The sequence below is a fragment of the Streptomyces sp. SID486 genome (genome assembly GCF_009865385.1).
Taxonomy (GTDB): domain Bacteria; phylum Actinomycetota; class Actinomycetes; order Streptomycetales; family Streptomycetaceae; genus Streptomyces.
The window spans coordinates 40197-66247 of record NZ_WWJT01000204.1; the positions used below are offsets into that span (position 1 = coordinate 40197).

At 69.4% G+C, this 26051-nt stretch carries 21 protein-coding genes, 3 tRNA genes and 1 pseudogene; 4 read left to right on the forward strand and 21 right to left on the reverse strand.

Translation table 11 applies throughout. From position 1 onward, the window contains the following. Nucleotides 1-269: 269 nt before the first annotated feature. The 11 genes from GT045_RS10320 to GT045_RS10370 form a co-directional block, all read right to left on the reverse strand. Entirely contained in the window at nt 270-4169 is a 3900-nt protein-coding gene (locus GT045_RS10320) for a DNA-directed RNA polymerase subunit beta' (RefSeq protein ID WP_161298213.1), read from the reverse strand. Nucleotides 4170-4271: 102 nt separating this feature from the next. Further along, a complete protein-coding gene (gene rpoB / locus GT045_RS10325) occupies nt 4272-7757 on the reverse strand; it encodes a DNA-directed RNA polymerase subunit beta (protein WP_161298212.1) in 3486 nt (1161 codons plus the stop codon). Nucleotides 7758-8360: 603 nt separating this feature from the next. Continuing rightward, nucleotides 8361-8750, reverse strand: coding sequence for a 50S ribosomal protein L7/L12 (rplL, locus tag GT045_RS10330; protein WP_161298211.1), 390 nt, complete (start codon nt 8748-8750; stop codon nt 8361-8363). 110 nt (nt 8751-8860) lie between these two features. Then, the gene (gene rplJ / locus GT045_RS10335) at nt 8861-9391 is read right to left on the reverse strand and encodes a 50S ribosomal protein L10 (RefSeq protein WP_030641169.1); all 531 of its coding nucleotides are present in this window, start codon (nt 9389-9391) and stop codon (nt 8861-8863) included. A gap of 658 nt (nt 9392-10049) precedes the next feature. Further along, nucleotides 10050-10958, reverse strand: coding sequence for a hypothetical protein (locus GT045_RS10340; RefSeq protein ID WP_161298210.1), 909 nt, complete (start codon nt 10956-10958; stop codon nt 10050-10052). Between the two features lie 165 nt (nt 10959-11123). After that, a complete protein-coding gene (rplA, locus tag GT045_RS10345) occupies nt 11124-11849 on the reverse strand; it encodes a 50S ribosomal protein L1 (RefSeq protein ID WP_161333963.1) in 726 nt (241 codons plus the stop codon). A 96-nt stretch (nt 11850-11945) separates the two neighbouring features. Beyond that, on the reverse strand, nt 11946-12380 hold the full coding sequence (gene rplK, locus GT045_RS10350; protein WP_028805116.1) for a 50S ribosomal protein L11: 435 nt from the start codon (nt 12378-12380) through the stop codon (nt 11946-11948). Nucleotides 12381-12511: 131 nt separating this feature from the next. Continuing rightward, entirely contained in the window at nt 12512-12964 is a 453-nt protein-coding gene (locus GT045_RS10355; protein WP_161333964.1) for a hypothetical protein, read from the reverse strand. Between the two features lie 26 nt (nt 12965-12990). Further along, the gene (gene nusG / locus GT045_RS10360) at nt 12991-13926 is read right to left on the reverse strand and encodes a transcription termination/antitermination protein NusG (protein WP_161298207.1); all 936 of its coding nucleotides are present in this window, start codon (nt 13924-13926) and stop codon (nt 12991-12993) included. 80 nt (nt 13927-14006) lie between these two features. Further along, on the reverse strand, nt 14007-14291 hold the full coding sequence (gene secE / locus GT045_RS10365; protein ID WP_161333965.1) for a preprotein translocase subunit SecE: 285 nt from the start codon (nt 14289-14291) through the stop codon (nt 14007-14009). Between the two features lie 106 nt (nt 14292-14397). Next, a tRNA-Trp gene (locus tag GT045_RS10370) sits at nt 14398-14470 on the reverse strand. Between the two features lie 262 nt (nt 14471-14732). On the opposite strand from GT045_RS10370, the gene GT045_RS10375 reads away from it, so the two are divergent. Both GT045_RS10375 and GT045_RS10380 read left to right on the forward strand, forming a co-directional pair. After that, nucleotides 14733-15959 (forward strand): pyridoxal phosphate-dependent aminotransferase, encoded by a 1227-nt coding sequence (locus tag GT045_RS10375; protein WP_161333966.1) that lies wholly within the window; start codon nt 14733-14735, stop codon nt 15957-15959. Nucleotides 15960-16086: 127 nt separating this feature from the next. Then, nucleotides 16087-17127, forward strand: coding sequence for an adenosine deaminase (locus tag GT045_RS10380; protein WP_161333967.1), 1041 nt, complete (start codon nt 16087-16089; stop codon nt 17125-17127). A gap of 120 nt (nt 17128-17247) precedes the next feature. Here the strand turns inward: GT045_RS10380 and GT045_RS10385 are convergent, their stop codons facing one another. Next, nucleotides 17248-17856 (reverse strand): TetR/AcrR family transcriptional regulator, encoded by a 609-nt coding sequence (locus tag GT045_RS10385; protein ID WP_161333968.1) that lies wholly within the window; start codon nt 17854-17856, stop codon nt 17248-17250. Nucleotides 17857-17960: 104 nt separating this feature from the next. On the opposite strand from GT045_RS10385, the gene GT045_RS10390 reads away from it, so the two are divergent. Then, nucleotides 17961-18593 (forward strand): NAD(P)H-binding protein, encoded by a 633-nt coding sequence (locus GT045_RS10390; RefSeq protein ID WP_161333969.1) that lies wholly within the window; start codon nt 17961-17963, stop codon nt 18591-18593. A gap of 249 nt (nt 18594-18842) precedes the next feature. On the opposite strand, the gene GT045_RS10395 is transcribed toward GT045_RS10390, so the two are convergent. From GT045_RS10395 to GT045_RS10435, 9 genes are all read right to left on the reverse strand, one after another. Next, nucleotides 18843-19919: a UDP-N-acetylmuramate dehydrogenase gene (locus GT045_RS10395; RefSeq protein ID WP_345942602.1), complete on the reverse strand. Its 1077-nt coding sequence runs from the start codon at nt 19917-19919 to the stop codon at nt 18843-18845. Nucleotides 19920-20382: 463 nt separating this feature from the next. After that, nucleotides 20383-20754, reverse strand: a complete 372-nt coding sequence (locus GT045_RS10400) for a DUF3291 domain-containing protein (RefSeq protein WP_161333971.1) — start codon at nt 20752-20754, stop codon at nt 20383-20385. Between the two features lie 30 nt (nt 20755-20784). Further along, nucleotides 20785-22242 (reverse strand): DHA2 family efflux MFS transporter permease subunit, encoded by a 1458-nt coding sequence (locus tag GT045_RS10405; RefSeq protein ID WP_161333972.1) that lies wholly within the window; start codon nt 22240-22242, stop codon nt 20785-20787. 82 nt (nt 22243-22324) lie between these two features. Continuing rightward, nucleotides 22325-22894: a TetR/AcrR family transcriptional regulator gene (locus tag GT045_RS10410; protein ID WP_202516324.1), complete on the reverse strand. Its 570-nt coding sequence runs from the start codon at nt 22892-22894 to the stop codon at nt 22325-22327. 321 nt (nt 22895-23215) lie between these two features. Next, a complete protein-coding gene (locus tag GT045_RS10415) occupies nt 23216-23644 on the reverse strand; it encodes a MaoC family dehydratase (protein WP_161333973.1) in 429 nt (142 codons plus the stop codon). 7 nt (nt 23645-23651) lie between these two features. Next, the gene (locus GT045_RS10420) at nt 23652-24104 is read right to left on the reverse strand and encodes a MaoC family dehydratase N-terminal domain-containing protein (RefSeq protein ID WP_161296518.1); all 453 of its coding nucleotides are present in this window, start codon (nt 24102-24104) and stop codon (nt 23652-23654) included. A 158-nt stretch (nt 24105-24262) separates the two neighbouring features. After that, nucleotides 24263-24427 (reverse strand): 50S ribosomal protein L33, encoded by a 165-nt coding sequence (gene rpmG, locus GT045_RS10425; protein WP_003948671.1) that lies wholly within the window; start codon nt 24425-24427, stop codon nt 24263-24265. Between the two features lie 90 nt (nt 24428-24517). Further along, nucleotides 24518-24590 (reverse strand) — tRNA-Met (locus GT045_RS10430). A gap of 46 nt (nt 24591-24636) precedes the next feature. Next, a tRNA-Thr gene (locus GT045_RS10435) sits at nt 24637-24709 on the reverse strand. 588 nt (nt 24710-25297) lie between these two features. On the opposite strand from GT045_RS10435, the pseudogene GT045_RS10440 reads away from it, so the two are divergent. Continuing rightward, a pseudogene (locus tag GT045_RS10440) lies at nt 25298-26051 on the forward strand (hydrolase); the annotation flags it as partial.

The window sequence follows — 26051 nt, forward strand, 5'->3', positions numbered from 1 at the left end:
GTACCGGCAGGGTATGTCAGCGCCCCCGCCGCCGAGTGCAGGCAAGGGGCTGTCAGCGCCACTGCCGTCGGATGCCGGCAAGAGACGTCAGCGCCAGCGCCGCCGAGTACCGGCAAGAGACGTCAGCGCCACCGCACGGGCCGGGGACCGGCTGCCTGCCCCCCTGGGCACCGCCCGGGCCCCCGGTGCCCCCAGGGGCGCTTCAGCGGCCGACAACGCCGGAGGGCGGCCACACCCCGTGGGGAGTGGCCGCCCTTCATGCTGCTCGCTTACTGGTTGTACGGACCGTAGTCGTAGTCCTCCAGCGGAACGGCCTGGCCGGAGCCCGTGCCGAACGGCGAGTAGTCGATGTCGTCGTAGCCGACGGCCGAGTACATCGCGGCCTTGGCCTCCTCGGTCGGCTCGACCCGGATGTTGCGGTAGCGGGACAGACCCGTACCGGCCGGGATGAGCTTACCGATGATGACGTTCTCCTTGAGGCCGATGAGGCTGTCGGACTTGGCGTTGATCGCCGCATCCGTCAGGACTCGGGTCGTCTCCTGGAAGGAGGCGGCCGACAGCCAGGACTCCGTCGCCAGCGAGGCCTTGGTGATACCCATCAGCTGCGGACGACCGGAGGCCGGGTGACCGCCCTCCTGGACCACACGACGGTTCTCGGTCTCGAACTTCGAGCGCTCGACCAGCTCGCCGGGCAGCAGCTCGGCGTCGCCCGACTCGATGATCGTCACACGGCGGAGCATCTGCCGGATGATGATCTCGATGTGCTTGTCGTGGATCGACACACCCTGCGAGTTGTAGACCTTCTGGACCTCGCCGACCAGGTGGACCTGGACGGCACGCTGACCCAGGATGCGCAGCACGTCGTGCGGGTTGGTGGCACCCACGGTGAGCTGCTGGCCGACCTCGACGTGGTCGCCCTCGCGGACCAGGACCTTGGCACGCTTGGAGATCGGGAACGCCGTCTCGTCGCTGCCGTCGTCCGGGGTGACGACGAGCTTCTTGGTCTTCTCGGTCTCCTCGATCCGCACGCGGCCGGAGGCCTCGGAGATCGGGGCGACACCCTTCGGGGTACGGGCCTCGAAGAGCTCGACGACACGGGGCAGACCCTGGGTGATGTCGTCACCGGCCACACCACCGGTGTGGAAGGTACGCATCGTCAGCTGGGTACCGGGCTCACCGATGGACTGGGCGGCGATGATGCCGACCGCCTCACCGATGTCGACCAGCTTGCCGGTGGCCAGCGAACGGCCGTAGCACATCGCGCAGGTACCGACGGCGGACTCACAGGTCAGGACCGAGCGGGTCTTGACCTCCTCCACGCCGGCCTTGACCAGCTGGTCGATGAGGACGTCACCGAGGTCGACGCCCGCCGGGGCGAGCACCTTGCCGTCGACGACGATGTCCTCGGCGAGGCAGCGCGCGTACACGCTGGTCTCGGCGTTGTCCGCCTTGCGCAGGACGCCGTCGGCGCCGCGCTCGGCGATGGCCAGCTTCAGACCGCGCTCGGTGCCGCAGTCCTCCTCGCGGATGATGACGTCCTGCGAGACGTCGACCAGACGACGGGTGAGGTAACCCGAGTCGGCCGTACGCAGGGCGGTGTCCGCCAGACCCTTACGGGCACCGTGGGTGGAGATGAAGTACTCCAGCACGGACAGGCCCTCACGGAAGGACGCCTTGATCGGACGCGGGATGGTCTCGTTCTTCGCGTTCGACACCAGACCACGCATACCGGCGATCTGCCGCATCTGCATCATGTTTCCTCGGGCACCCGAGTCAACCATCATGAAGATGGGGTTGGTCTTGGGGAAGTTCTCGTTCATCGCCTCGGCGACCTCGTTGGTCGCCTTGGTCCAGATCGCGATGAGCTCCTGCGTGCGCTCTTCCTTGGTGATCAGACCGCGCTCGTACTGCTTTTGGACCTTCTCGTCCTGCGCCTCGTAGCCCTTGACGATCTCCTTCTTCGCCTCGGGAACGACGACGTCGGAGATGGCCACGGTGACACCGGAACGGGTCGCCCAGAAGAAGCCGGCCGCCTTCAGGTTGTCGAGCGTCGCCGCCACGATGACCTTGGGGTAGCGCTCGGCCAGGTCGTTGACGATCTCGGAGAGCTGCTTCTTGCCCACCGAGTAGTCGACGAACGGGTAGTCCTCGGGCAGCAGCTCGTTGAAGAGCGCGCGGCCCAGGGTGGTGCGCAGGCGGAACGAGTCCCCCTGCTGCCACTCGGGCTCGCCCTCCTCACGGGCCGGCGGCGTCCAGCCACGCGGCGGGATGGTGCCCACCGGGAAGCGGATGTCGATCTGCGACTGCAGCGCCAGCTCGCCGGCGTCGAACGCCATGATCGCCTCGGCCGTGGAGCCGAACGCGCGGCCCTCGCCCTTGGTGTCACGCAGCTCGCCGTCGGTGGTGAGGAAGAACAGACCGAGGACCATGTCCTGGGTCGGCATCGTCACCGGGCGGCCGTCGGCCGGCTTGAGGATGTTGTTCGAGGACAGCATCAGGATGCGGGCCTCGGCCTGCGCCTCCGCGGACAGCGGCAGGTGCACGGCCATCTGGTCACCGTCGAAGTCCGCGTTGAACGCGGTGCAGACGAGCGGGTGGATCTGGATGGCCTTGCCCTCGACCAGCTGCGGCTCGAAGGCCTGGATGCCGAGGCGGTGCAGGGTGGGAGCACGGTTCAGCAGCACCGGGTGCTCGGCGATGACCTCTTCGAGGACGTCGTACACGACCGTGCGGCCGCGCTCCACCATGCGCTTGGCGCTCTTGATGTTCTGCGCGTGGTTCAGGTCGACCAGACGCTTCATCACGAACGGCTTGAAGAGCTCCAGCGCCATGGCCTTGGGCAGACCGCACTGGTGCAGCTTCAGCTGCGGGCCGACGACGATGACGGAACGCGCCGAGTAGTCGACTCGCTTGCCGAGCAGGTTCTGACGGAAACGGCCCTGCTTGCCCTTCAGCATGTCGCTGAGGGACTTCAGCGGGCGGTTGCCGGGACCGGTGACCGGGCGACCACGACGACCGTTGTCGAAGAGGGCGTCCACGGCCTCCTGGAGCATGCGCTTCTCGTTGTTCACGATGATCTCGGGCGCACCGAGGTCGAGAAGCCGCTTCAGGCGGTTGTTGCGGTTGATCACACGGCGGTACAGGTCGTTCAGGTCGGAGGTCGCGAAGCGGCCACCGTCCAGCTGCACCATCGGACGCAGGTCCGGCGGGATGACCGGGACGCAGTCCAGGACCATGCCCTTGGGGCTGTTGGACGTCTGCAGGAACGCGGAGACGACCTTCAGCCGCTTGAGGGCACGGGTCTTCTTCTGGCCCTTGCCGGTGCGGATGATCTCGCGGAGGCGCTCGGCCTCCTCGTCGAGGTCGAAGGACTCCAGGCGCTTCTGCAGCGCCGCGGCACCCATCGAGCCGTCGAAGTACGTGCCGAAGCGGTCACGCAGCTCGCGGTAGAGCAGCTCGTCGCCCTCCAGGTCCTGGACCTTGAGGTTCTTGAACCGGTTCCACACCTCGTCGAGCCGGTCGATCTCGCGCTGCGCACGGTCGCGCAGCTGCTTCATCTCACGCTCGGCACCCTCGCGCACCTTGCGGCGCACGTCGGCCTTGGCGCCCTCGGCCTCCAGCTCGGCCAGGTCGGTCTCGAGCTTCTTGGCGCGGGCCTCGAGGTCGGCGTCGCGACGGTTCTCGATCTGCTGGCGCTCGACCGAGACGTGCGCCTCCAGGGAGGGCAGGTCGCGGGTACGGCGCTCCTCGTCGACGTACGTGATCATGTACGCCGCGAAGTAGATGACCTTCTCGAGGTCCTTCGGCGCCAGGTCCAGCAGGTAGCCGAGGCGCGAGGGGACACCCTTGAAGTACCAGATGTGCGTGACGGGCGCGGCGAGCTCGATGTGGCCCATCCGCTCGCGGCGCACCTTGGCGCGCGTGACCTCGACGCCACAGCGCTCACAGATGATGCCCTTGAAGCGGACGCGCTTGTACTTGCCGCAGTAGCACTCCCAGTCCCGGGTCGGACCGAAGATCTTCTCGCAGAAGAGTCCGTCCTTTTCCGGCTTGAGCGTGCGGTAGTTGATCGTCTCGGGCTTCTTGACCTCGCCGTGGCTCCACTGACGGATGTCGTCAGCGGTGGCCAGGCCGATCCGGAGCTCGTCGAAGAAGTTGACGTCGAGCACTATGCGTCAATCCCTCTCAGGGTCGAAAGTCTTTGGTCTGATACGGGGGCCTGGGGGTCGGCGGGGGCCTCACACGGTGGCGAGGCCCCTACCGGACTCCCGTCAGACCTCTTCGACGCTGCTCGGCTCGCGCCGGGACAGGTCGATGCCGAGCTCCTCCGCAGCGCGGAAGACGTCCTCGTCGGTGTCGCGCATCTCGATGGACATACCGTCGCTGGACAGCACCTCCACGTTCAGGCAGAGCGACTGCATCTCCTTGATGAGCACCTTGAAGGACTCGGGGATGCCGGGCTCGGGGATGTTCTCGCCCTTGACGATGGCCTCGTAGACCTTCACGCGGCCGGTGACGTCGTCGGACTTGATGGTCAGCAGCTCCTGGAGGGCGTAGGCGGCGCCGTACGCCTCAAGCGCCCACACCTCCATCTCGCCGAAGCGCTGGCCACCGAACTGGGCCTTACCACCCAGCGGCTGCTGGGTGATCATGGAGTACGGACCGGTCGAACGGGCGTGCAGCTTGTCGTCGACCAGGTGGTGCAGCTTCAGGATGTACATGTAGCCGACCGAGATCGGGTCCGGGAACGGCTCACCGGAGCGGCCGTCGAACAGCCGCGCCTTGCCGGACGGGAGCACCATGCGCTCGCCGTCGCGGTTCGGGATGGTGTGCTGCAGCAGACCCGCCAGCTCGTCCTCGCGGGCACCGTCGAAGACCGGGGTCGCGACGTTGGTGCGCGGGGCGACCTGGTCGGCGCCGATGGCCTGCAGACGCTGGGCCCACTCGTCCGCGAGGCCGGAGACGTCCCAGCCGCGGCTGGCGAGCCAGCCGAGGTGGATCTCCAGGACCTGTCCCGGGTTCATTCGGGACGGCACACCCAGCGGGTTGAGGATGATGTCGACCGGGGTGCCGTCCTCCAGGAACGGCATGTCCTCGATCGGCAGGATCTTGGAGATGACACCCTTGTTGCCGTGGCGGCCGGCGAGCTTGTCACCGTCGGTGATCTTGCGCTTCTGCGCGACGTAGACGCGGACCAGCTGGTTCACGCCCGGCGGCAGCTCGTCGCCCTCCTCGCGGTCGAAGACGCGTACGCCGATGACCTTGCCGATCTCGCCGTGCGGCACCTTCAGCGAGGTGTCACGGACCTCACGGGCCTTCTCGCCGAAGATCGCGCGCAGCAGGCGCTCCTCGGGGGTCAGCTCGGTCTCGCCCTTGGGGGTCACCTTGCCGACGAGGATGTCGCCGGCGACGACCTCGGCACCGATGCGGATGATGCCGCGCTCGTCGAGGTCGGCGAGGACCTCCTCGGAGACGTTCGGGATGTCCCGGGTGATCTCCTCGGGGCCGAGCTTGGTGTCACGGGCGTCGACCTCGTGCTCCTCGATGTGGATCGAGGAGAGGACGTCGTCCTGTACGAGGCGCTGCGACAGGATGATCGCGTCCTCGTAGTTGTGACCCTCCCACGGCATGAACGCCACGAGCAGGTTCTTGCCCAGGGCCATCTCGCCGTTCTCGGTGGCCGGGCCGTCCGCGAGCACCTGGCCCGTGACGATCCGGTCGCCCTCGTCGACGACGACCTTCTGGTTGACCGAGGTGCCCTGGTTGGACCGGGAGAACTTGTGCAGGCGGTACGTGATGTACGTGCCGTCGTCGTTGGCGGTGGTGATGTAGTCCGCGGAGACCTCCTGGACCACACCGTCCTTCTCGGCCTTGACCACGTCACCGGCGTCGACGGCGGAGCGGTACTCCATGCCGGTGCCGACGAGCGGGGCCTCGGACTTAATCAGCGGCACGGCCTGACGCATCATGTTCGCGCCCATGAGGGCACGGTTGGCGTCGTCGTGCTCGAGGAACGGGATCATGGCGGTCGCGACCGACACCATCTGGCGCGGCGAGACGTCCATGTAGTCCACGTCCTCGGGGCCGACGTAGTCGACCTCGCCGCCACGACGGCGGACGAGCACGCGGGCCTCGGCGAAGCGCAGGTCGTCGTTGAGCGTGGCGTTGGCCTGCGCGATGACGAAGCGGTCCTCCTCGTCGGCGGTCAGGTAGTCGACCTCGTCGGTGACCTGGCCGTCGATGACCTTGCGGTACGGGGTCTCGACGAAACCGAACGCGTTGACCCGGCCGTAGGAGGCGAGCGAGCCGATCAGACCGATGTTCGGGCCTTCCGGCGTCTCGATCGGGCACATACGGCCGTAGTGCGACGGGTGCACGTCACGGACCTCGAAGCCGGCCCGCTCACGGGAGAGACCACCCGGGCCGAGCGCCGACAGACGGCGCTTGTGGGTGAGACCCGACAGCGGGTTGTTCTGGTCCATGAACTGCGACAGCTGGCTGGTGCCGAAGAACTCCTTGATGGAGGCGACGACCGGCCGGATGTTGATCAGGGTCTGCGGCGTGATCGCCTCGACGTCCTGAGTCGTCATGCGCTCGCGGACGACACGCTCCATACGGGCCAGACCCGTACGGACCTGGTTCTGGATCAGCTCGCCGACGCTGCGCAGGCGACGGTTGCCGAAGTGGTCGATGTCGTCGGTCTCGACGACGATCGAGTCACCGTTGTCGCCGGTGGTCTCGGTCTCGCCGGCGTGCAGCTGCACCAGGTACTTGATCGTCGAGATGATGTCCTCGACGGTCAGGATGCCCGCGTCCAGCGGAGCGTCCGCACCCAGCTTCTTGTTGACCTTGTAGCGGCCGACCTTGGCGAGGTCGTAGCGCTTGGGGTTGAAGTAGAGGTTCTCGAGCAGCGTCTGCGCGGCCTCACGCGTGGGGGGCTCGCCCGGACGCAGCTTGCGGTAGATGTCGAGGAGCGCGTCGTCCTGGCCCTGGGTGTGGTCCTTCTCCAGGGTGGCGCGCATCGACTCGTAGTCGCCGAACTCCTCGAGGATCTGCTCGGTCGTCCAGCCGAGCGCCTTGAGCAGAACGGTGACCGACTGCTTGCGCTTGCGGTCGATGCGGACACCGACCATGTCACGCTTGTCGATCTCCATCTCCAGCCAGGCACCCCGGGACGGGATGATCTTGGCGGAGAAGATGTCCTTGTCGGACGTCTTGTCGATGGAGGAGTCGAAGTAGACACCGGGGGAACGGACCAGCTGAGACACAACGACACGCTCGGTGCCGTTGATGACGAAAGTGCCCTTGTTCGTCATGAGCGGGAAGTCGCCCATGAAGACCGTCTGGGACTTGATCTCACCGGTCTCGTTGTTGGTGAACTCGGCGGTGACGAAGAGCGGGGCGGCGTACGTGAAGTCGCGCTCCTTGCACTCGTCGATGGAGTTCTTCGGCGGCTCGAAGCGGTGGTCCCGGAACGTCAGGGACATCGACCCGGAGAAGTCCTCGATCGGGGAGATCTCCTCGAAGATCTCCTCCAGACCGGACTTGGTGGGGACGTCCTGACCGTTCTCCAGAGCCTCCTCGACCCGAGTCTGCCAGGCGGTGTTGCCGAGCAGCCAGTCAAAGCTCTCGGTCTGCAGCGCGAGCAGGTTCGGAACCTCGAGGGGCTCCTTGATCTTTGCAAAGGAGATGCGCAGCGGGGCGGTGCTTGCGCCGTTGTTCGTATTCGCGGTCGAGGCAGTGCGCGAGGCGGCCAAGAGGGGGTCCTTCCGAGGGCTCGGACTCACTACGCGCGTACCGGTCCCTCTCCGGCACACAGGGACAGAAACCCCAGGTCAGGGGGGCTTCGGTCGACTGTGCTCAAGTGAGGGCAGACCCCTGGTGACGGGCAGGGGACAGCTAACAGGCAGCGCAAAGGGTCAGTGTAGCCACTTGGCACACTGATGTCCAGTGCGGGTTTTCGAAGACCCTCGTTGTGCTCAACGCCCTAGTCAACGCCCTTGTTCAACGCCCTCGGCCTGCTGCCCTCAACGCACGGTGATACTGCCCTCTTCGTCGTCGATCCATGCCTCGGATTCGGATCCTTGTGACGACGCGTCCTGAGAATTGCGCGCTGCGTGCGGTTCGTCAAGGCCCCCCTGCCGGAAGCAGGCCGTCCGGTGACACAACGAAGATCACCATACCCCTCGCCGCAGCGAGTGCAAGGCAACCGCGGTCGGTCCCCGGATACGCCGAAGAGCGACCACCCGGATGGATGATCGCTCTTCGGTGCGTTCGCGTTACAGCCCGGGGGCGCCGGTTTCGGCGCCCCGCGCGGCCGCGTTCAGCGCGCGCTCGAGCCCTGGCGGACCCGTGAGGTCTTACTTGACCTCGACGGAGGCGCCGGCGGCCTTGAGGGACTCGGCAGCCTTCTCGGCGGCCTCCTTGTTGACCTTCTCGAGGACCGGCTTCGGGGTGCCGTCGACGAGGTCCTTGGCCTCCTTCAGACCCAGGGAGGTCAGCTCACGCACGACCTTGATGACCTGGATCTTCTTGTCGCCGGCGCCGGTGAGGATGACGTCGAACTCGTCCTTCTCCTCCTCGGCCTCGGCGCCCGCACCGGCACCAGCGGCGCCGGCGACGACGACCGGGGCGGCAGCGGCGGCGGTGACGTCGAACTTGTCCTCGAAGGCCTTCACGAACTCGGAGAGCTCGATGAGGGTCATCTCCTCGAACTGGGCAAGCAGCTCGTCCTGGGTGAGCTTCGCCATGATGGCGTCCTTCCACTCATATCGGCAGGTGCCGGATGTACTGGGTAAGGCGGGCGTACGTCGGCCCGCTGCGACCCGAACCGGTGGTACGGGTCAGAAAGCGAGCCGAATTACTCGGCACCGCCCTGCTCGGCCTGCTTGGCGCGCAGCGCGTCCACGGTGCGGACGAGCTTCGACGGCAGCGCCTGGAAGACGGAGGCAGCCTGGGACTGCTTCGCCTTGAAGGCACCGGCCAGCTTGCTGAGCAGAACCTCGCGGGACTCGAGGTCCGCAAGCTTCTTGATCTCGTCGGCGCTGAGCGCCTTGCCGTCAAGGACACCGCCCTTGATGACGAGATTCGGGTTGTCCTTGGCGAAGTCACGGAGACCCTTCGCCGACTCCACCGGGTCACCGGTGACGAAGGCGACGGCCGTCGGACCAGCGAAGAGCTGGTCGTCCAGCGTGATCCCGGCCTCGTTGGCCGCAATCTTGGTCAGCGTGTTCTTCACCACGGCGTACTGGGCGTTCTCACCGAGCGACCGGCGCAGCGTCTTGAGCTGCGCCACGGTGAGACCGCGGTACTCGGTCAGCACGGCGGCGTTGGAGCTGCGGAACTTGTCCGTCAGCTCCGCAACCGCGGCAGCCTTGTCGGGCCTCGCCATAGAGCCTCGGCCTCCTTCCGGGTGATTCGGACCGCGCGGACCCGAAGGAGGACTGGGGAAACGAAACGCCCCGGCGCAGGCGCTCGGGGCGGACTCGACCGGCCGCACACGCGCTCGGCGCGCGCACTCCGGGAGTACTTCCACAATCACCTGCGCGGGTCGCCCACTTTTCAGCGGATCCTTCGGCCACCGCACCCTCGTACAAGCGTGCGGCAACGACCAGCGGTCTTTGGCTTCTGCAAGAGAGTACGGGACCGGGGCGTCACCGAGCAAATCGGGCCGCCCGCGGCCGGCGGGACGAGACCGCCGACGGTCACTCGACGGCGCGCGGGGCGGTCACGCGGGGGCTGTACGGCTGCGGAGTCGCGAGGCCGTGGGGCGGTGGGGCCGCGGAGCTGCGGTGGTGGAGAGCCGGGAGGCTGAGGCCGCAGAGTCGAGAGGCTGTGGGAGCGGGAGGCTGTGAAGCCGAGCCGCTGTGAAGCCAGGAGGCTGCTGGGAGCCGGGCCGGGAGGCTGTGGGGCCGTGGGGCTGTGGAAGCCGAGCCGGGAGGCTGTGGGGCCGCGAGGCCGTGGAGGTGCCCCGAGGGACGGCCGGCCGGCTCCTGGTGGCGGGCCACCGGCGCCGTGCGTCCCTCAGGGTCTCCGGGACGGCGCCGGGGTCAGGAGGCGGTGCCGGTGCTGGTGCCGCTCGCCGGGGAGCCACCGGCCTTCATCAGGTCACCGAAGTCCCTGGTGTCGGCGGCCGGCGGAGCCTCTGCCGAGACCTTCACGCCGTAGTCGGTGTAGACGGTGGTGTTGGTCATGGCGCCGTTGGCCGTGTCGGCCTTCTCGGTCTTCTTGACCAGCAGGTTCTGGTCGTTGATCCAGAGATCGACGGTGTCCGTGGTGACACCGGCCTGGCTGAGCTGCTTTTTCAGGGCGGACAGCTGGTCCGCGCTGAGGTTGCTGGTCTTGCTCGCGAGGTCGGCGACGTTCACCGTGCCCGAGTAGTGGGTGGTGTCGACGCCGGAGATCTTCTCCTCGCCGACCTTCTTGACGTCGCCCGAGGCCAGCAGCATCTTCACGGACTGGTTCGGCGTGGCGTTCTGGATCTGGTCCTTCATGTACGAGCCGGAGGCGCCGCCGAGCTTGGCGAGGTCGTCGTACGAGTACTTGAGCCAGTGCTTGCCGCCGGCCTGCTGCGCGAAGGTGTCCCCCATGTGCGCGTAGTAGGCGTCCGGCAGGTACCGGGCCTCCATCGACTGGGTGCCAGCCTTCTTCATCGCCTCGGCCATCTTGCCACCGGTGTACGTGATGGTGAGGTTGCCCTTGAGGCCGTTCTCCCAGGTGAGGGCGCCGTTCGCGGTCATCGCCATGAGGTCGCCGACGGACGTGGTGGAGCGCACCTTGGCCGACTCCGCGCTGTCGGTGGACTTCTCGGCGGAGCGCAGGGCGGCGATGGGGCTGACGTGTATCGCGGTCTTGCCGGCCGCCTTGTCGGCGTCGGTGGTGCCGCAGGCCGCCACTCCGGTCAGCGCGGCCACCACGGCGATCGAAAGGGTCGCGCGGCGCACGGTCGTGCTCTTCATGTAGTCCCACCCCTATTGCGTGTCCTGTGCCTGCACCGTAGTCCAGGCCACTGACAGTCGTGCCAAAGGCCGTACAAAGAAAGGACGGGCCCGGAACCTCAGGGGTTCCAGGGCCCGCCCTCTTCTTTACGCGTACCTGACGCGGCTACCGGGCTGAGCGAAGGCTCAGACGGTGGCCGGGTCCTCCTCGACGAGGAGGTTACGGGTGCGGTTCGGGTCGACCGGGATGCCGGGGCCCATCGTGGTGGTGATGGCGGCCTTCTTGATGTAGCGACCCTTGGCGGCGGACGGCTTCAGACGGAGGATCTCCTCCAGCGCGGCGCCGTAGTTCTCCACCAGCTTGGCGTCGTCGAAGGACGCCTTGCCGATGATGAAGTGCAGGTTCGAGTGCTTGTCGACGCGGAACTCGATCTTGCCGCCCTTGATGTCGGTGACGGCCTTGGCGACGTCGGGGGTGACGGTGCCGGTCTTCGGGTTCGGCATCAGACCACGCGGGCCGAGGACGCGGCCGAGGCGGCCGACCTTGCCCATGAGGTCCGGCGTGGCGACGACGGCGTCGAAGTCCAGACGGCCCTTCGCCACCTCGTCGATCAGTTCGTCGGAGCCGACGATGTCGGCGCCCGCGGCCTCCGCGGCCGCAGCACGGTCACCGGTCGCGAAGACCAGGACCCGGGCGGTCTTGCCGGTGCCGTGCGGAAGGTTCACGGTGCCACGGACCATCTGGTCGGCCTTGCGCGGGTCGACACCCAGGCGGAAGGCGACCTCGACGGTGCCGTCGAACTTGGTCGTGGAGGTCTCCTTGGCGAGACGGACGGCCTCGAGCGGGGCGTAGAGCTTCTCCCGGTCGATCTTGGCGTCCGCAGCGCGGAGAGCCTTGCTGCGCTTGCTCACAACTGCTCCTGTGTGTTCTGAAAGGAGTCGTGGTACGGGCCGAGCAGGCCCTGCCACGTGCGACCGGCTACGGCCGCATGACTACGGGGGTGGGGTTCAGCCCTCGACCGTGATGCCCATGGAGCGCGCGGTACCGGCGATGATCTTCGCCGCGGCGTCCAGGTCGTTCGCGTTGAGGTCGGGCATCTTGGTCGTGGCGATCTCGCGGACCTGCGCCTCGGTGATCTTGGCGACCTTGGTCTTGTGCGGCTCGCCGGAGCCCTTCTCGACACCCGCGGCCTTGAGGATCATCTTCGCGGCCGGCGGCGTCTTGGTGATGAAGGTGAAGGAGCGGTCCTCGTAGACCGTGATCTCCACCGGGATGACCCAACCGCGCTGCGACTCGGTCGCGGCGTTGTAGGCCTTGCAGAACTCCATGATGTTGACGCCGTGCTGACCCAGCGCGGGGCCGACCGGCGGAGCCGGGTTGGCCGCGCCGGCCTGGATCTGGAGCTTGATGAGCCCCGTGACCTTCTTCTTCTTGGGAGGCATGCTCTCTCCGGGTCCTTACTGAGAGGTTGACTGCCATCCGCGTCATCCGGATCCACGCCGATGCATGATCCCACAGATGGCATACCGCACAACGATAGCCGCTGTCCCCTCAGGACAAGAAATCGCCCAGGTCAGGCGGTCTTTACAGGGGCTTCGGGCCGCCGCTCGCGCAGCATGTGCACGGCTCCGGCGAGCAGCGCGATCAGCGTCGCGCCGACGGGCACCGCGAGCAGCGCGGCCACGGTCCCGCGGCCGGTGTCCGAGGCGAGAGCGACCCGCTCCGGCTCCCCGGGCGCGGCGCGCACGCGCACCATGTCGCCCTCGGCGAGGCCCGGCGCGCGCGTGCCGACCGGGAGGTCGGCGGTCACCCGCTCACCCGCGACGGGGTAGGACACCGTGCAGCGGCCGAGGAGGCAGGCCCCGTCGTGGAACGTGGCCGCGGTCGGCTCCGCGCCGCGCAGCTCCGTGCGCGTCCAGACCGCCGGGAGGAAGACGGCGTACGTCAGCGCCAGCAGCGCGAGTACGGCGACCGTGGTGACGGCGGCGGGCCGGACACGGCGAGAGCGCCCCGGCCCGGTGTCCACCGGCGGGGCGCTCTCGGAGTACGTGCTCAGTTCTTCTGGATCTGGTCGAAGGACAGCTCGACCGGGGTCTCGCGGCCGAAGATCTCCACCAGGCCCTTGACCTTCTTCGAGTCCGGGTTGATCTCGTTGATGGTCGCCTGCAGCGTGGCGAAGGGACCGTCGGTGACGGTGACCGAGTCGCCGACCTCGAAGTCCAGCACCTGGACCTCGACCTTGCGCTGCGGGGCGGGCTTGCCCTCGGCCTCGGCGGCCTCGCGGGCGGCCTTCTCCTCGGCCTCCGGGGCGAGCATCTTGACGATCTCGTCCAGGGTCAGCGGGTAGGGGTCGTAGGCGTTGCCGACGAAGCCGGTGACACCGGGGGTGTTGCGGACGACGCCCCAGGACTCGTTGGTCAGGTCCATGCGGACCAGGACGTAACCCGGCAGCTTGTTCTGCTTGATCGTCTTGCGGTCGCCGTTCTTGATCTGGACGACCTCTTCCTGCGGCACCTCGGCCTGGAAGATGTAGTCCTCGACGTTCAGCGAGACGGCGCGCTGCTCCAGGTTGGTCTTCACGCGGTTCTCGTAGCCGGCGTAGGTGTGGATGACGTACCACTCGCCGGGCAGGGTGCGCAGTTCCTCGCGCAGGGCCTGGATCGGGTCGACCGGGGCGGCCGGCTCTTCCTCGGCGGCCTCGGCGACGGCGGTGTCCTCGTCGGCTTCGGCGTCCTCGCCGGCTTCGGCATCCTCGGCGGCGTCCTCGACGACACCGGCTTCGGCGTCCTCGTCGGCCTCAGCGATCTCGTCGCCCTCGTCCTCGGCGTGCAGGGCGGCCTCCTCGGCCGGCTCGCCCGCCTCGGCCTCGGCAGCCTCGAACTCGTCCTGCTCGTCCGCGCCCTCGACGATGTCGAGCTCGTCATCCGCCGTCTCGGCAGCCAGCCCGCGCGGCTCGGTGGCGTCGTCGTTCAGGTTCGGGTCAGACACGATGGCTGCTTCTTCCTGGATACATAGGGGTGGAACATGCGAAAACGGGCGCCGGTGCCACGGCGCCCTTCGCTCTTGGCTCAGCCGAAGACGTACTTGGCCGCGTGGTTGAGCCCATAGTCAATCACGGTCACCAACGCGATCATGATGGCGACGAAGAAGATCACCACAGTGGTGTACGAAGTCAGCTGGTTACGCGACGGCCAGACGACCTTGCGGAGTTCCGCGATGATCTGGCGGTAGAAGGTGGCGAGGCGCTTGAGCGGGCCCTTCTTGGCGCGCTTGCCGCCCTTGCGAGCCTTCTTGGACTCGGGCACCTCGTCCTGGGCATCAGGCGTGTCGATGGAGCCCACGGCGTCCGTCATAGTCCTCACCTGGTCCCGGGTCGTGGCCGTGCCGCGCCCGGTTTCTGAGCCGCACGGCGGTGCATTGCTGTACGTACATGCGCACACATCCTGGCGGTGTGTGTAGCAGGGCCGGAGGGACTTGAACCCCCAACCGCCGGTTTTGGAGACCGGTGCTCTACCAATTGAGCTACGACCCTTTGTGTGTCCCCCAACGTACCGCATCCGACCGAGTGCGCGGTGTGCACCGGTTTCGGCGGTGGCTGCTGAAGGCCAACGAGGTGAGAGTGTACGTGTTCCGCGCCCCGGCGTCGAACAGAAAGTGGCCGTCCGGATCCCCTCGGCCAAAGATCGTCCTGGCCCGGGGCCGGATTCGGACCCTTGTTCACGCCTCGACCCCTTGCTGTTCAGTCTGTGAAACCAGTGTGCCGGGGGGATTTCCGGTCTGGAACGATGGGCGGCATGAGCGCTGCAATCCCACCCACCGAGCGCCGGGTCTCCGCCCGAGTCGGCGCGATCTCCGAGTCCGCCACCCTCGCCGTGGACGCCAAGGCCAAGGCCCTGAAGGCCGCCGGGCGTCCGGTGATCGGCTTCGGCGCCGGTGAGCCCGACTTCCCGACCCCGGACTACATCGTCGAGGCGGCCGTCGAGGCCTGCAAGAACCCGAAGTACCACCGCTACACGCCGGCCGGCGGCCTGCCCGAGCTGAAGTCCGCGATCGCCGCGAAGACGCTGCGCGACTCCGGCTGGGAGCCCGACGTCTCCCAGATCCTGATCACCAACGGCGGCAAGCAGGCCATCTACGAGGCGTTCGCCGCGATCCTCGACCCGGGTGACGAGGTCATCGTCCCGGCGCCGTACTGGACGACGTACCCCGAGTCGATCCGCCTGGCCGGCGGTGTCCCGGTGGAGGTCGTGGCCGACGAGACGACCGGCTACCGCGTCTCGGTGGAGCAGCTGGAGGCGGCGCGCACGGAGAAGACGAAGGTCGTCCTCTTCGTCTCCCCGTCCAACCCGACCGGCGCCGTGTACTCCGAGCCCGAGACCGAGGCGATCGGCCGCTGGGCCGTCGAGCACGGCCTGTGGGTGCTCACCGACGAGATCTACGAGCACCTGGTCTACGGCGACGCCGCCGCGGTGTCCCTGCCGGCGCTCCTGCCCGAGCTGCGCGACAAGTGCATCGTGGTCAACGGCGTGGCGAAGACGTACGCCATGACCGGCTGGCGCGTGGGCTGGGTCATCGGCCCGAAGGACGTCGTCAAGGCCGCGACGAACCTGCAGTCGCACGCCACCTCGAACGTCTCCAACGTCGCCCAGGTGGCCGCCCTCGCCGCCGTCTCCGGTGACCTGGAGGCCGTCGCGAAGATGCGCGAGGCGTTCGACCGGCGCCGCAGGACGATCGTGCGCATGCTCAACGAGATCGACGGCGTGCTCTGCCCGGAGCCCGAGGGCGCCTTCTACGCCTACCCCTCGGTCAAGGCGCTGCTCGGCAAGGAGATCCGCGGCAAGCGCCCGCAGAACTCGGTCGAGCTGGCCGCGCTCATCCTGGAGGAGGCCGAGGTCGCGGTCGTCCCGGGCGAGGCCTTCGGCACGCCGGGCTACCTGCGGCTGTCGTACGCGCTCGGCGACGAGGACCTCGTCGAGGGCGTGAGCCGGATCCAGAAGCTGCTGGCGGAGGCCAGGGACTGAGCGGTCCGTTCGTGAGAGCAGGGGCACCCCCGGAGGACGGTGGGGTGCCCCTGTTCGTTTGTGCGAGCAAGACCACGTACGGGGAAACGGCTACCGGTATGACGGGTCGGTACGGCAGGATCCTGGGATGGAGCGTGTACGTGACCTCTCTGAGCTGCCGAAAGCCCATCTGCACCTGCACTTCACCGGCTCGATGCGGCCGGGAACCGTCCTGGAGCTGGCCGACAAGTACGGCGTCCGGCTGCCCGACGCGCTGACGGACGCCCTCACCGGCGGGGAACCGCCCAGACTGCGTGCCACGGACGAGCGGGGCTGGTTCCGGTTCCAGCGGCTGTACGACGCGGCGCGCTCCTGCCTGCGCGAGCCGGACGACATCCGGCGCCTGGTCCGGGAGGCCGCCGAGGAGGACGTCAAGGACGGCTCGGGCTGGCTGGAGATCCAGGTGGACCCGACGTCGTACGCGCCCCGGCTGGGCGGCCTGATCCCGGCCCTGGAGATCATCCTGGACGCGGTGGAGACGACGTCCCGGGAGACCGGCCTCGGCATGCGTGTCCTGGTCGCCGCGAACCGTATGAAGCACCCGCTGGACGCGCGCACGCTGGCCCGGCTGGCCGTGCGGTACGCGGACCAGGGCGTGGTGGGCTTCGGGCTCTCCAACGACGAGCGGCGCGGCATGGCCCGCGACTTCGACCGGGCCTTCCACATCGCGCGCGAGGGCGGTCTGCTGTCGGCACCGCACGGCGGTGAGCTGGCCGGCCCGGCGTCGGTCCGGGACTGCCTGGACGACCTGCACGCCACCCGGATCGGCCACGGGGTGCGGGCGGCCGAGGACCCGCGCCTGTTGAAGCGGCTGGCGGACCGGGGCGTGACCTGTGAGGTGTGCCCGGCCTCGAACGTCGCGCTCGGGGTGTACGAGAAGGCGCAGGACGTACCGCTGCGCACCCTGTTCGAGGCGGGTGTCCCGCTGGCGCTGGGCGCCGACGACCCGCTGCTGTTCGGTTCCCGGCTGGCCGACCAGTACGAGCTGGCCCGCCATGTCCACGGCTTCACCGACCCCGAACTGGCCGAACTGGCCCGGCAGTCGGTGCGGGGCTCCGCGGCCCCGGACAAGGTCAAGGAGCGGCTGCTGGCCGGCGTGGACGACTGGCTGGCGACCCCGGCCGGCTGAGCTTCGCGCGGGGCGGAGTGGCCTGGAAGCAGACGGGCACCGCGCCCGGGTGTGTGATCAGTCGGTGCGCGCGGCCTCAGTCGCACGTGTGATGCCTCATGGCAGCCGGGTCGCGGGTCCTCAGGGCCGGTCCGCGACGGAGATTCCGCCGAGCAGCGTGGCGGCGAGCCGGGCGGCGAACTCGTCCACCGACGGCCGTTCGGCGCTGTCGAGGGCGTCGTAGGCGAACGCCCGGTGCGCGCAGGCCCCGAGCAGCAGGGACGCGGCGGCGTGCGTGTCGGCGTCCGCGCGGACCCGGCCGGCGGCCTGCTCGGCGCTCAGGTAGGCGGCCAGGCCCTCGATCGGCACGTGCGGTCCGGATCCGATGGCGCGCAGGGCGTCGAAGTGGCGCCGCTTGAGCTGGACCTCGGCGTACAGGGAGGCGGCGATCGGGAAGACCTGTTCGTAGAAGAGGGCGGCCTCGCGGGCGATCTCGGTGAGGTTCTCCTCCAGGCCGGCCCGTCCCGGTTCGGCGGAGAGGCTGCTGAGCAGCGGGGTGAGCCGGGGCATGCGCTCGTCGAGGACCCGTACGAACAGTTCCTCCTTGCTGTCGAAGTACTTGTAGAGGGCCGCCTCCGAGCAGCCTGCCGCGCGGGCGATCTCCTTGGTGGTGGCGCGGGCGAGCCCGACGGTGAGCATCAGCTCATGGGCGGCATCGAGGATGCGGACACGCGCCGGCTTCGTCTCCATGGGGCTCGCTTTCGGACTTGACGGGTGGGTGAGTGCTTACCCACTCTAGGAGACAGTCGGGTGAGTAAGCACTCACCCACCACGCTCGCGCAGGGGGAGCCACCATGAAACTGACTGTTTTCGGCGCCACCGGGGGGATCGGCCGGGAGCTGGTCCGCCAGGCCCTGGCCGCCGGTCACGAGGTCACGGCGGTCGTACGGGACCCGGCTGGGCTCCCTGTCACCGGTGAACGCCTGGAAGTCGTCCGCAGCGGTCTGACCGACCCGCGGGAACTGCGCGCCGCCGTCCGGGGGCGGCACGCCGTCCTCTCGGGCCTGGGAGCGCGCAGCCGCAAGGACGCCGGTGTGGCGACCCGGCTGACCCGTACGGTGCTGGGCGCCATGGAGGCGGAGAACGTGCGCCGGCTGCTGGTCGTCAGCGCCGGCCCGGTCGGACCGGCACCGGCGGGCGACGGCGCGCTGGACCGCGGGCTGCGGGGTCTGGTGTCGGCGGTCCTCAAGGACGTGTACGCCGATCTGCGCGAGATGGAGGCCGAGCTGGTGCACAGCGGCACGGACTGGACGTCCGTACGGCCGCCGCGCCTGCAGGACAAGCCGCTCACCGGCCGCTACCGCATCGTGATCGGCGGCTTCCCGCCCAAGGGCCGCTTCATCGCCCGCGCGGACGTCGCGCACGCGATGCTGTCGATGATCGACGCCGGGGAGACGGTGAAACAGGGGGTGGGGGTGGCTTACTGAGCGGCCTGCCGGAACCGCAGAGGGGCTGCTGAGACCGCCCACCGGGTGGCTTGCCGGAACCGCAGAGGGGCTGCCGGAACCGCCCACCGGGTGGCTTGCCGGAACGGCAGAGGGACTGCTGAGACCGCCCACCGGGTGGCTTGCCGGAACGGCAGAGGGACTGCCGTAACCGCCTACCGGGTGGCTCGCCGGAACGGCAGAGAACTGCCGTAACCGCCTACCGGGTGGCGGCCTGCCGAGCCGGACCGGTCACAGACTCACGCCCACGGTCACCGGCTCGTTGACCAGGGTGACCCCGAAGACCTCGCGGACACCGGCGACCACCTCGCGGGCCAGGGCCAGCAGGTCCTCCGTGGTGGCGCCGCCCCGGTTGGTGAGGGCGAGGGTGTGCTTCGTGGAGATGCGGGCGGGCCCGGTGCCGTAGCCCTTGGTGAAGCCCGCCTTGTCGATCAGCCAGGCCGCGGAAGTCTTCGTACGGCCCTCCCCCGCGGGGTACGCGGGCGGCTCGACGCCCTCGCCCAGCCGCTCACGCACGCGCGCGTGGAACGCGGCGAACTGCTCGTCGGTGAGGATCGGGTTGGTGAAGAAGGACCCGGCCGACCAACTGTCGTGGTCCTCGGCGTCCAGCACCATTCCCTTGCCGGCGCGCAGCTTCAGCACGGTTTCACGGACCTCGGCGAGCGGTGCCCGGTCGCCGGGCTCCACGCCGAGCGCGCGGGCCGCCTCGGCGTACTTGACCGGCGCGGAGAGCCCGCCCGCGTCCTCCAGCACGAAACGGACCCGGAGCACGACATAGCGCTCGGGGTCGGCCTTGAAGCGGCTGTGGCGGTAGGAGAAGGCGCACTCCTCGTTCGTCAGCGTGACCGTCTCGCCGGCCCGCCGGTCGTACGCGACCACCTCGGTGATCGCGGAGGAGACCTCCTGGCCGTAGGCGCCCACGTTCTGGATCGGGGTGGCGCCGGCGGACCCGGGGATGCCGGCCAGGCACTCGATGCCGGCGAGCCCGGCCTCCACGGTGCGGGCGACGGCGTCGGTCCAGACCTCGCCGGCGGCCAGCTCCAGGGTCGTACCGCGCAGTTCGACGCCGCGCGTGGCGATGCGCAGGGCGGTGCCGTCGAAGCCCTTGTCGCCGATGACGAGGTTCGACCCGCCGCCGATGAGCAGCAGCGGGGTGCCGCTGTCGTCGGCCTCGCGTACTGCGGCGATCACCTCGGCGTCGGTCGTGGCGGTCACCAGCCGCGTCGCGGGGCCGCCCAGCCGGAAGGTGGTCAGCGGGGCAAGGGGGGCGTCGTGGAGTACCTGCACGGGCCCAAGACTACGAGACACCTCCGACAGCACCGCATCCACGAGCGGCTTGTCGGCCGATGGGGCGCGGGGTGGGGGGTGGCGGGTCTGCGAACGTAGCGTGCGGGGCCTGCTGTGCGGGGGTGCGGGCCAGGCGTCGTGGCTTGAGGGATGCCGGTCATGACTGACGCGGGGCGGGCCGAACGAGCGAGGCTTCCCCACCTTCTGGACGCGGCTAGACGGATGCCGGTCATGGGACGTGGCGTGCGGGGTGCGGGCCCTTCGCGTCGGGCGCGCATCGGGCACGGGGTGCGGGCGCGGGGCGCGGGCGCGGGGCGCGGGCGCGGGGTGCGGGTCATGGGATGTCGAGCGCGGGGCGCGGGGGCCCGGGGGGGGGTGACCGGGGTCTACGGGAGCCGGCCGGTTACGGAAGCGCCACGCGCGCGTGGGCCGGCCTGAGCCGTGGTCCCACGCGCGCGTGGCGCTTCGTGCTGTCGCCCGGCGACTAAGTGAGCCGCCGTACGGCCTCCTCCCAGCTCACCGGCAGATCGTCACCGGAGGTCTGCCAGCCGGCGAAGGGGGCGGAACGCAGCTGGGCGGCCAGGGCGCGCGAGGTGGGCCGGTGTGCTCCGGAGCGGGCGACCTCCTTCAGCGCGTCGGCGCTCTCCCAGGCGGACAGTGTCCGTCGCAGCGGCTGCGCCTGGCGGGAGCTGCCGTAGGCCCCCGGGGCGCGGCCGGCCTGCCGCCACACGGCCGGCGTGCGGACGAGGAAGCGGAGGCCGCCCCACAGGGTGCGGGTCTCGAAGCGTGAGGCGAAGACGTGAACCTCGGTGCCGGGTGGCGGGGTGCGCGGCGCGGTCCAGGGCAGCGTGGGCATCGCGGGCTCCTTGTGCGGGAGTGGCGCGGGTCAGCGGGAGGTTGCCTCGAGGACCGGTGCGGACACCTGTCCGGCCTTGTCGGCGGCCGGCCCGAGGAGCCGGCGGGCGGGGATCGCCAGGGCCGCGACGGCGGCCAGGGCGACCACCGCCGAGCCGGTGACCAGAGCCGGCCGCAGGCCGTCCACGAAGCTCTGCGCGGACTCGTAACCGCCCCGCGCGGAGAAGATCGACGACATGATCGCGATACCGAGCGCGCCGCCCACCTCGCGCAGCGCGTTGTTCGCACCGGAGGCGATGCCCTGCTCCTGCGGGCGGACGCTGGACATGACCAGGTTGGCGGCCGGCGCGAAGAACAGGGCCATGCCGACCCCGCTGATGATCAGGGCGGGCAGCTGGACGGCGTAGGAGGCGTCCGTGGTGGCCACAGAGGCCATGTAGCCGAGACCGACGGCCTGCAGGAACAGGCCCGCGGCGACGACCGGCCGGCCGCCGATGCGGTCGGAGAGGATCCCGGCGACGGGCGCGACGAGCATCGGCATGCCGGTCCACGGCAGCATCCTGAGCCCCGCCTCGGTGGGCGAGTAGCCGAGGACGCCCTGCATGTACTGGCTGAGCAGGAAGATCGAGCCGAACATCCCGACGAACATCAGCAGGCTGGCCGCGTTGATCCCGGCGAAGGCCCGGGAGCGGAACAGCCGCATCGGCAGCATGGGCGAGGTGGCCCGGGAGCTGTAGAGCACGAAGGCCGCCAGCAGCGCTCCGCCCGCGGTCAGCGCGGTCAGCACAACCGAGTCGGTCCAGCCGTCGGCGGGGCCGCGGACCAGGCCGTAGACGATCCCGAAGAGCCCGCCGCTGGCGAGCAGCGTGCCCGGGATGTCGAGGCGGGCGCCGGTGCCGTGGGACTCGGCGAGGCGCAGCCGGGCGAGCGGCAGCGCGATCAGGCCGAGCGGGACGTTCAGCCAGAAGATCCAGTGCCAGGAGACGTGCTCGGTGAGGCTGCCGCCGATCAGCGGCCCGGAGGCGACGGCGAGCCCGTTGACGGCACCCCAGATGCCGTAGACCATCCCTCGCCTGGCGGCCGGCACGGCGGCGGTCAGCAGCGTCAGGGTGAGCGGCATCATCACGGCCGCGCCGACTCCCTGGACCGCGCGGGCCGCGATCAGTGAGCCGATGCCGGGTGCCATGGCCGCGGCGGCGGAGGCACCGGTGAACACGGCGAGTCCGGCGATGAAGAGCCTGCGGCGCCCGAAGCGGTCGCCGAGCGCGGCACCGAACATCAGAAGGACGGCGAACGTGAGCGTATAGGCGCTCACCGTCCACTCCAGGTCGTCCAGCGCACCGCCGAGGTCCTCGCGGATGGAGGGCAGGGCCGTGGTGACGACGAGGTTGTCCAGTGCCGCCATGAACCCGGCGACGCTGGTGATGACAAGGGCCCACACGGCCCCCGCGCGCGATGTGGCGCCGGATGTTGCTGTCTGCTGTGCCATCGCTCCCCCCGGAGTGATCTCGATTAGTTATTGATGACTAACTTTTTGGGGCAGGGCAAGCGCCTCGCCTCCCCCACCCGCACTACGCTTCCGGGCGCCCCTTCACCCGGGCGGACGGGTAGAGCCCCTCCCACACCCGGTGCTGCGGTGGGAAACCCATGGCCACCAGGCAGTTGACGAGCATTCCGTACGCCATGAACGTGGTCGTCTCGTCGATGTCCGCACCGAGCGGCAGGTGCACCGTGTCCCACAGCCGCATCCAGCCGGCCCGGACGCTCTCACCGAACTCGCGGTCGCCCTCTTCCTCGGCAGCCGCCACCGCGACGTACATCTGCATCTGCATCATCAGCCGCTCGGGCCGTTCCGCGATGACCTTGGTGTACGCGTTCGCCATGGCGTGCAGGGCCTCCTCGCCCCGCAGCCCCTCGGACGCCTCCCTGAAGGTCCGGACGGTCTCTTCCACGCAGCGCTCCGCCGCGGCCAGGAAAATCGCCTTCTTGCCCGGGAAGAGCCGGAAGAGGTACGGCTGCGACACCCCCACCCGCTTGGCGATCGCCTCGGTGGAGGTGCCGTGATACCCACCACGCGCGAACTCGGCCATCGCCGCGCGAATGACGCTCTCCCGCCGCTCGTCCGCACTCATCCTGACCATGGAGAGGAAGTTAGTACTCAATCACTAACTTGGCAAGTGCTCCGCGCGGGGCCAACAGGGACCGGTGGGGGGCCACAGGTCCGGTGCGGGGCCACAGGTAAGGGGCGCCCGCTATTGAAGGGCACCCCTTACTTCCGTGGGGCCACTGCTGTGGGGACACGTCCGTGGGTCCACATCTGTGGGGACACTTCCGTGGGTCCACATCTGTGGATACGCCCCCTCTCGCCTGAGCGAGCGCATCCCTCGTATCCGGGCGCCCCCTGCGGGAGCGCAGCTCGCAGCACCTGCCACTGTGCGCCCGCAGGTGCTGCGGCGCGGCGGTCAGGCCAGTCGCACGACGGCGCGGGACATGCCCAGCACCTTCTGGCCGGCACTCATGGCCGTGAGGTCCACCCGCACGGTCCGGTCGTCCAGCTTGGCCGCGACCTTGCCGCTGATCTCGATCAGGGCGCCCTGGTCGTCGTTGGGGACGACGACGGGCTTGGTGAAGCGGACGCCGTACTCCACGACCGCACCCGGGTCCCCGGTCCAGTCCGTGACCACGCGGATCGCCTCGGCCATGGTGAACATGCCGTGCGCGATGACGTCCGGCAGACCCACCTCCTTGGCGAACTTCTCGTTCCAGTGGATCGGGTTGAAGTCCCCCGAGGCCCCCGCGTAGCGCACCAGGGTGGCGCGCGTCACGGGAAAACTCTGCGCCGGCAGCTCGGTGCCGACCTCGACGTCGTCGTACGCGATCTTCGCCGCCATCGGCTGCTCACGCCTCCTCGGCCGCGCGGGCCACGAGCTTGGTCCAGGCGGTGACGACGTGCTCGCCGGCCTCGTCGTGCACCTCACCACGGATGTCCAGGATGTCGTTGCCCGCGAGGGACTTGATCCCCTCGATCGTGGAGGTGACCGTGAGCCGGTCACCGGCGCGCACCGGACGGACGTAGACGAACTTCTGGTCGCCGTGCACCACACGGCTGTAGTCGAGCCCCAGCTGCGGGTCCTCGACGACCTGGCCGGCGGCCCGGAAGGTGATGGAGAACACGAAGGTCGGCGGGGCGATCACATCGCAGTGCCCGAACGCCTTGGCGGCCTCGGGGTCCGTGTACACCGGGTTGGTCTCACCCACCGCCTCGGCGAATTCGCGGATCTTCTCCCGGCCCACCTCGTAGGGGGCGGTGGGCGGGTAGGTCCGTCCCACGAAGGACTGGTCGAGCGCCATGGCCCGGCACCTCCTGATGTCTGCTGTGATGGCCCCAAATTAGCCGGAAACCCGCCGTGGAATGCGCATGGGGCCGGTGGGGCGGCCCAGGTGCTGAGCCGGTAAAACGCCGTGAGGCCGCCCCCTCGGAAGGGGACGGCCTCACGGACGAGCCTGATTTATCGCGTCTCGCGGTGCGCGGTGTGCGCATTGCAACGCGGGCAGTGCTTCTTCATCTCCAGGCGATCCGGGTTGTTACGCCGGTTCTTCTTGGTGATGTAGTTCCGCTCCTTGCACTCCACGCAGGCCAGCGTGATCTTCGGGCGGACGTCGGTGGCAGCCACGTGAGTGCTCCTAAGACGAACGGATGGACTTATTCAACGCAAGCAAGAGTAGCCGATTGAAGGACCGACCCCGCAATCGGCTACTGTCAGTAGCGGTGACCGGACTTGAACCGGTGACACAGCGATTATGAGCCGCTTGCTCTACCGACTGAGCTACACCGCTTTGATGAGATCGGACCTCGCCTTGCGACGAGGACCTCTCACACCAGAGCCCCAAAACGGAATCGAACCGTTGACCTTCTCCTTACCATGGAGACGCTCTGCCGACTGAGCTATTGGGGCGAGCGATGAAGACATTACACGGTCCGCCGCCGTTCGCCCAAATCCGTTCCCCGCCGCCCGCTCCGCCCCTCCTCGCCGCCCTCCCGGCACCCCCCTGGCCTCCCCCGACGCACCTCTCGCGACCGGCACGTCGCGGGTGCCCGGGCCTGCGGCACGGCACGAACCGGGCCTGGGTGCCGGGTGTTGCACCACCGGCCACCACCGACGGTGCCGACACGGCGGACGGTGCCACGGACGACCACGGCACGCGCGCGTGAGGGTGCCCGCAGCCTCCCCGCTCGTCCGCCGCCGCCGTCTGTCAGGGCACCCGCACGCGCGCGTGGGTGCCGTTCGTCCGGGTGGACCCGCGCGCGCCTTCCGTCCGGGCGGACCGCGCGTGCCTTCCGCCGGGCGGACGCTGTGTGCCTTCCGTCACGGCAGGCCGTGTGTGGCGTCCACGGCGGGCCACGCCGGTACGACTATTGCCCTCCTGCGCGACCCGCGCGGCTCGCGACCCTAGGCTCGACTCACTCTGTGTGATCTTGGGACGTCACGGCCCCGAACCACGCACGCCGGCCCGCCGAGCCCCCGGCCCGACCCTGGAGCGCGATGCCCGACAGCCAGCCGCAGCCGCAACCGCCGTCGAATTCGTCGGGTTCCTCGGGGTCCTCGGGGCCCTGCGAACCGGCCGCCCTGCTGCTCTGCGGGGCGCGGCTCACCGACGGCCGGACCGTGGACGTACGGCTGAGCGGGGGGCGTATCGAGGCGGTGGGCACGACCGGCAGTCTCGCCCCGGGACCGGCCCGGACCGGCGTCACGCGCGTGGACCTGAACGGCTATCTGCTCCTGCCGGCCCCTGCGGAGCCACACGCCCACGGCGACACCGCACTGTCGGCCGAACGTTCCGGCCCGGTGTCGTACACCCCCGAGGACGTCCAGCGCCGGGCGACCGAGGCGGCCCTGCTCCAGCTCGGGCACGGGGCGACGGCACTGCGCGCGCACGTGCGCGTGGGCGACGTCCAGGGACTCGGTGCGCTGGGGGCGGTCCTGCAGGCACGGCGGTCGCTGCGCGGGCTGGCGGAGCTGACGACGGTGGCGATGCCGCGGCTGCTGACCGGCGTGGCCGGGGCCGAGGGGCTCGCGATGCTGCGGGACGCGGTGAAGATGGGCGCCTCCGTGGTGGGCGGCTGCCCCGACCTGGATCCTGACCCCACGGGCTACGTGGAGGCGGTCCTGGAGGTGGCTTCCGAACAGGGCTGCCCGGTAGACCTGCACACGGACGCCGCCGATCCGGCCCGGCTGTCCCGGCTCGCGGCCATGGCCGGGGGTCTGCGCCCCGGCGTGGCGATCGGACCGTGCGCCG

What these genes read in the sequence shown, in the direction of transcription:
- rplL (WP_161298211.1), bottom strand. Translation starts at nt 8,750, where the DNA reads ATGGCGAAGCTCACCCAGGACGAGCTGCTTGCCCAGTTCGAGGAGATG.
- GT045_RS10415 (WP_161333973.1), bottom strand. Translation starts at nt 23,644, where the DNA reads ATGGCGGCGAAGATCGCGTACGACGACGTCGAGGTCGGCACCGAGCTG.
- GT045_RS10420 (WP_161296518.1), bottom strand. Translation starts at nt 24,104, where the DNA reads ATGGCGCTCGACCAGTCCTTCGTGGGACGGACCTACCCGCCCACCGCC.
- GT045_RS10405 (WP_161333972.1), bottom strand. Translation starts at nt 22,242, where the DNA reads ATGGCACAGCAGACAGCAACATCCGGCGCCACATCGCGCGCGGGGGCC.
- GT045_RS10380 (WP_161333967.1), top strand. Translation starts at nt 16,087, where the DNA reads ATGGAGCGTGTACGTGACCTCTCTGAGCTGCCGAAAGCCCATCTGCAC.
- GT045_RS10385 (WP_161333968.1), bottom strand. Translation starts at nt 17,856, where the DNA reads ATGGAGACGAAGCCGGCGCGTGTCCGCATCCTCGATGCCGCCCATGAG.
- GT045_RS10410 (WP_202516324.1), bottom strand. Translation starts at nt 22,894, where the DNA reads ATGGTCAGGATGAGTGCGGACGAGCGGCGGGAGAGCGTCATTCGCGCG.
- rplK (WP_028805116.1), bottom strand. Translation starts at nt 12,380, where the DNA reads ATGCCTCCCAAGAAGAAGAAGGTCACGGGGCTCATCAAGCTCCAGATC.
- secE (WP_161333965.1), bottom strand. Translation starts at nt 14,291, where the DNA reads ATGACGGACGCCGTGGGCTCCATCGACACGCCTGATGCCCAGGACGAG.
- GT045_RS10375 (WP_161333966.1), top strand. Translation starts at nt 14,733, where the DNA reads ATGAGCGCTGCAATCCCACCCACCGAGCGCCGGGTCTCCGCCCGAGTC.
- GT045_RS10340 (WP_161298210.1), bottom strand. Translation starts at nt 10,958, where the DNA reads ATGAAGAGCACGACCGTGCGCCGCGCGACCCTTTCGATCGCCGTGGTG.
- GT045_RS10390 (WP_161333969.1), top strand. Translation starts at nt 17,961, where the DNA reads ATGAAACTGACTGTTTTCGGCGCCACCGGGGGGATCGGCCGGGAGCTG.
- GT045_RS10400 (WP_161333971.1), bottom strand. Translation starts at nt 20,754, where the DNA reads ATGCCCACGCTGCCCTGGACCGCGCCGCGCACCCCGCCACCCGGCACC.
- rplJ (WP_030641169.1), bottom strand. Translation starts at nt 9,391, where the DNA reads ATGGCGAGGCCCGACAAGGCTGCCGCGGTTGCGGAGCTGACGGACAAG.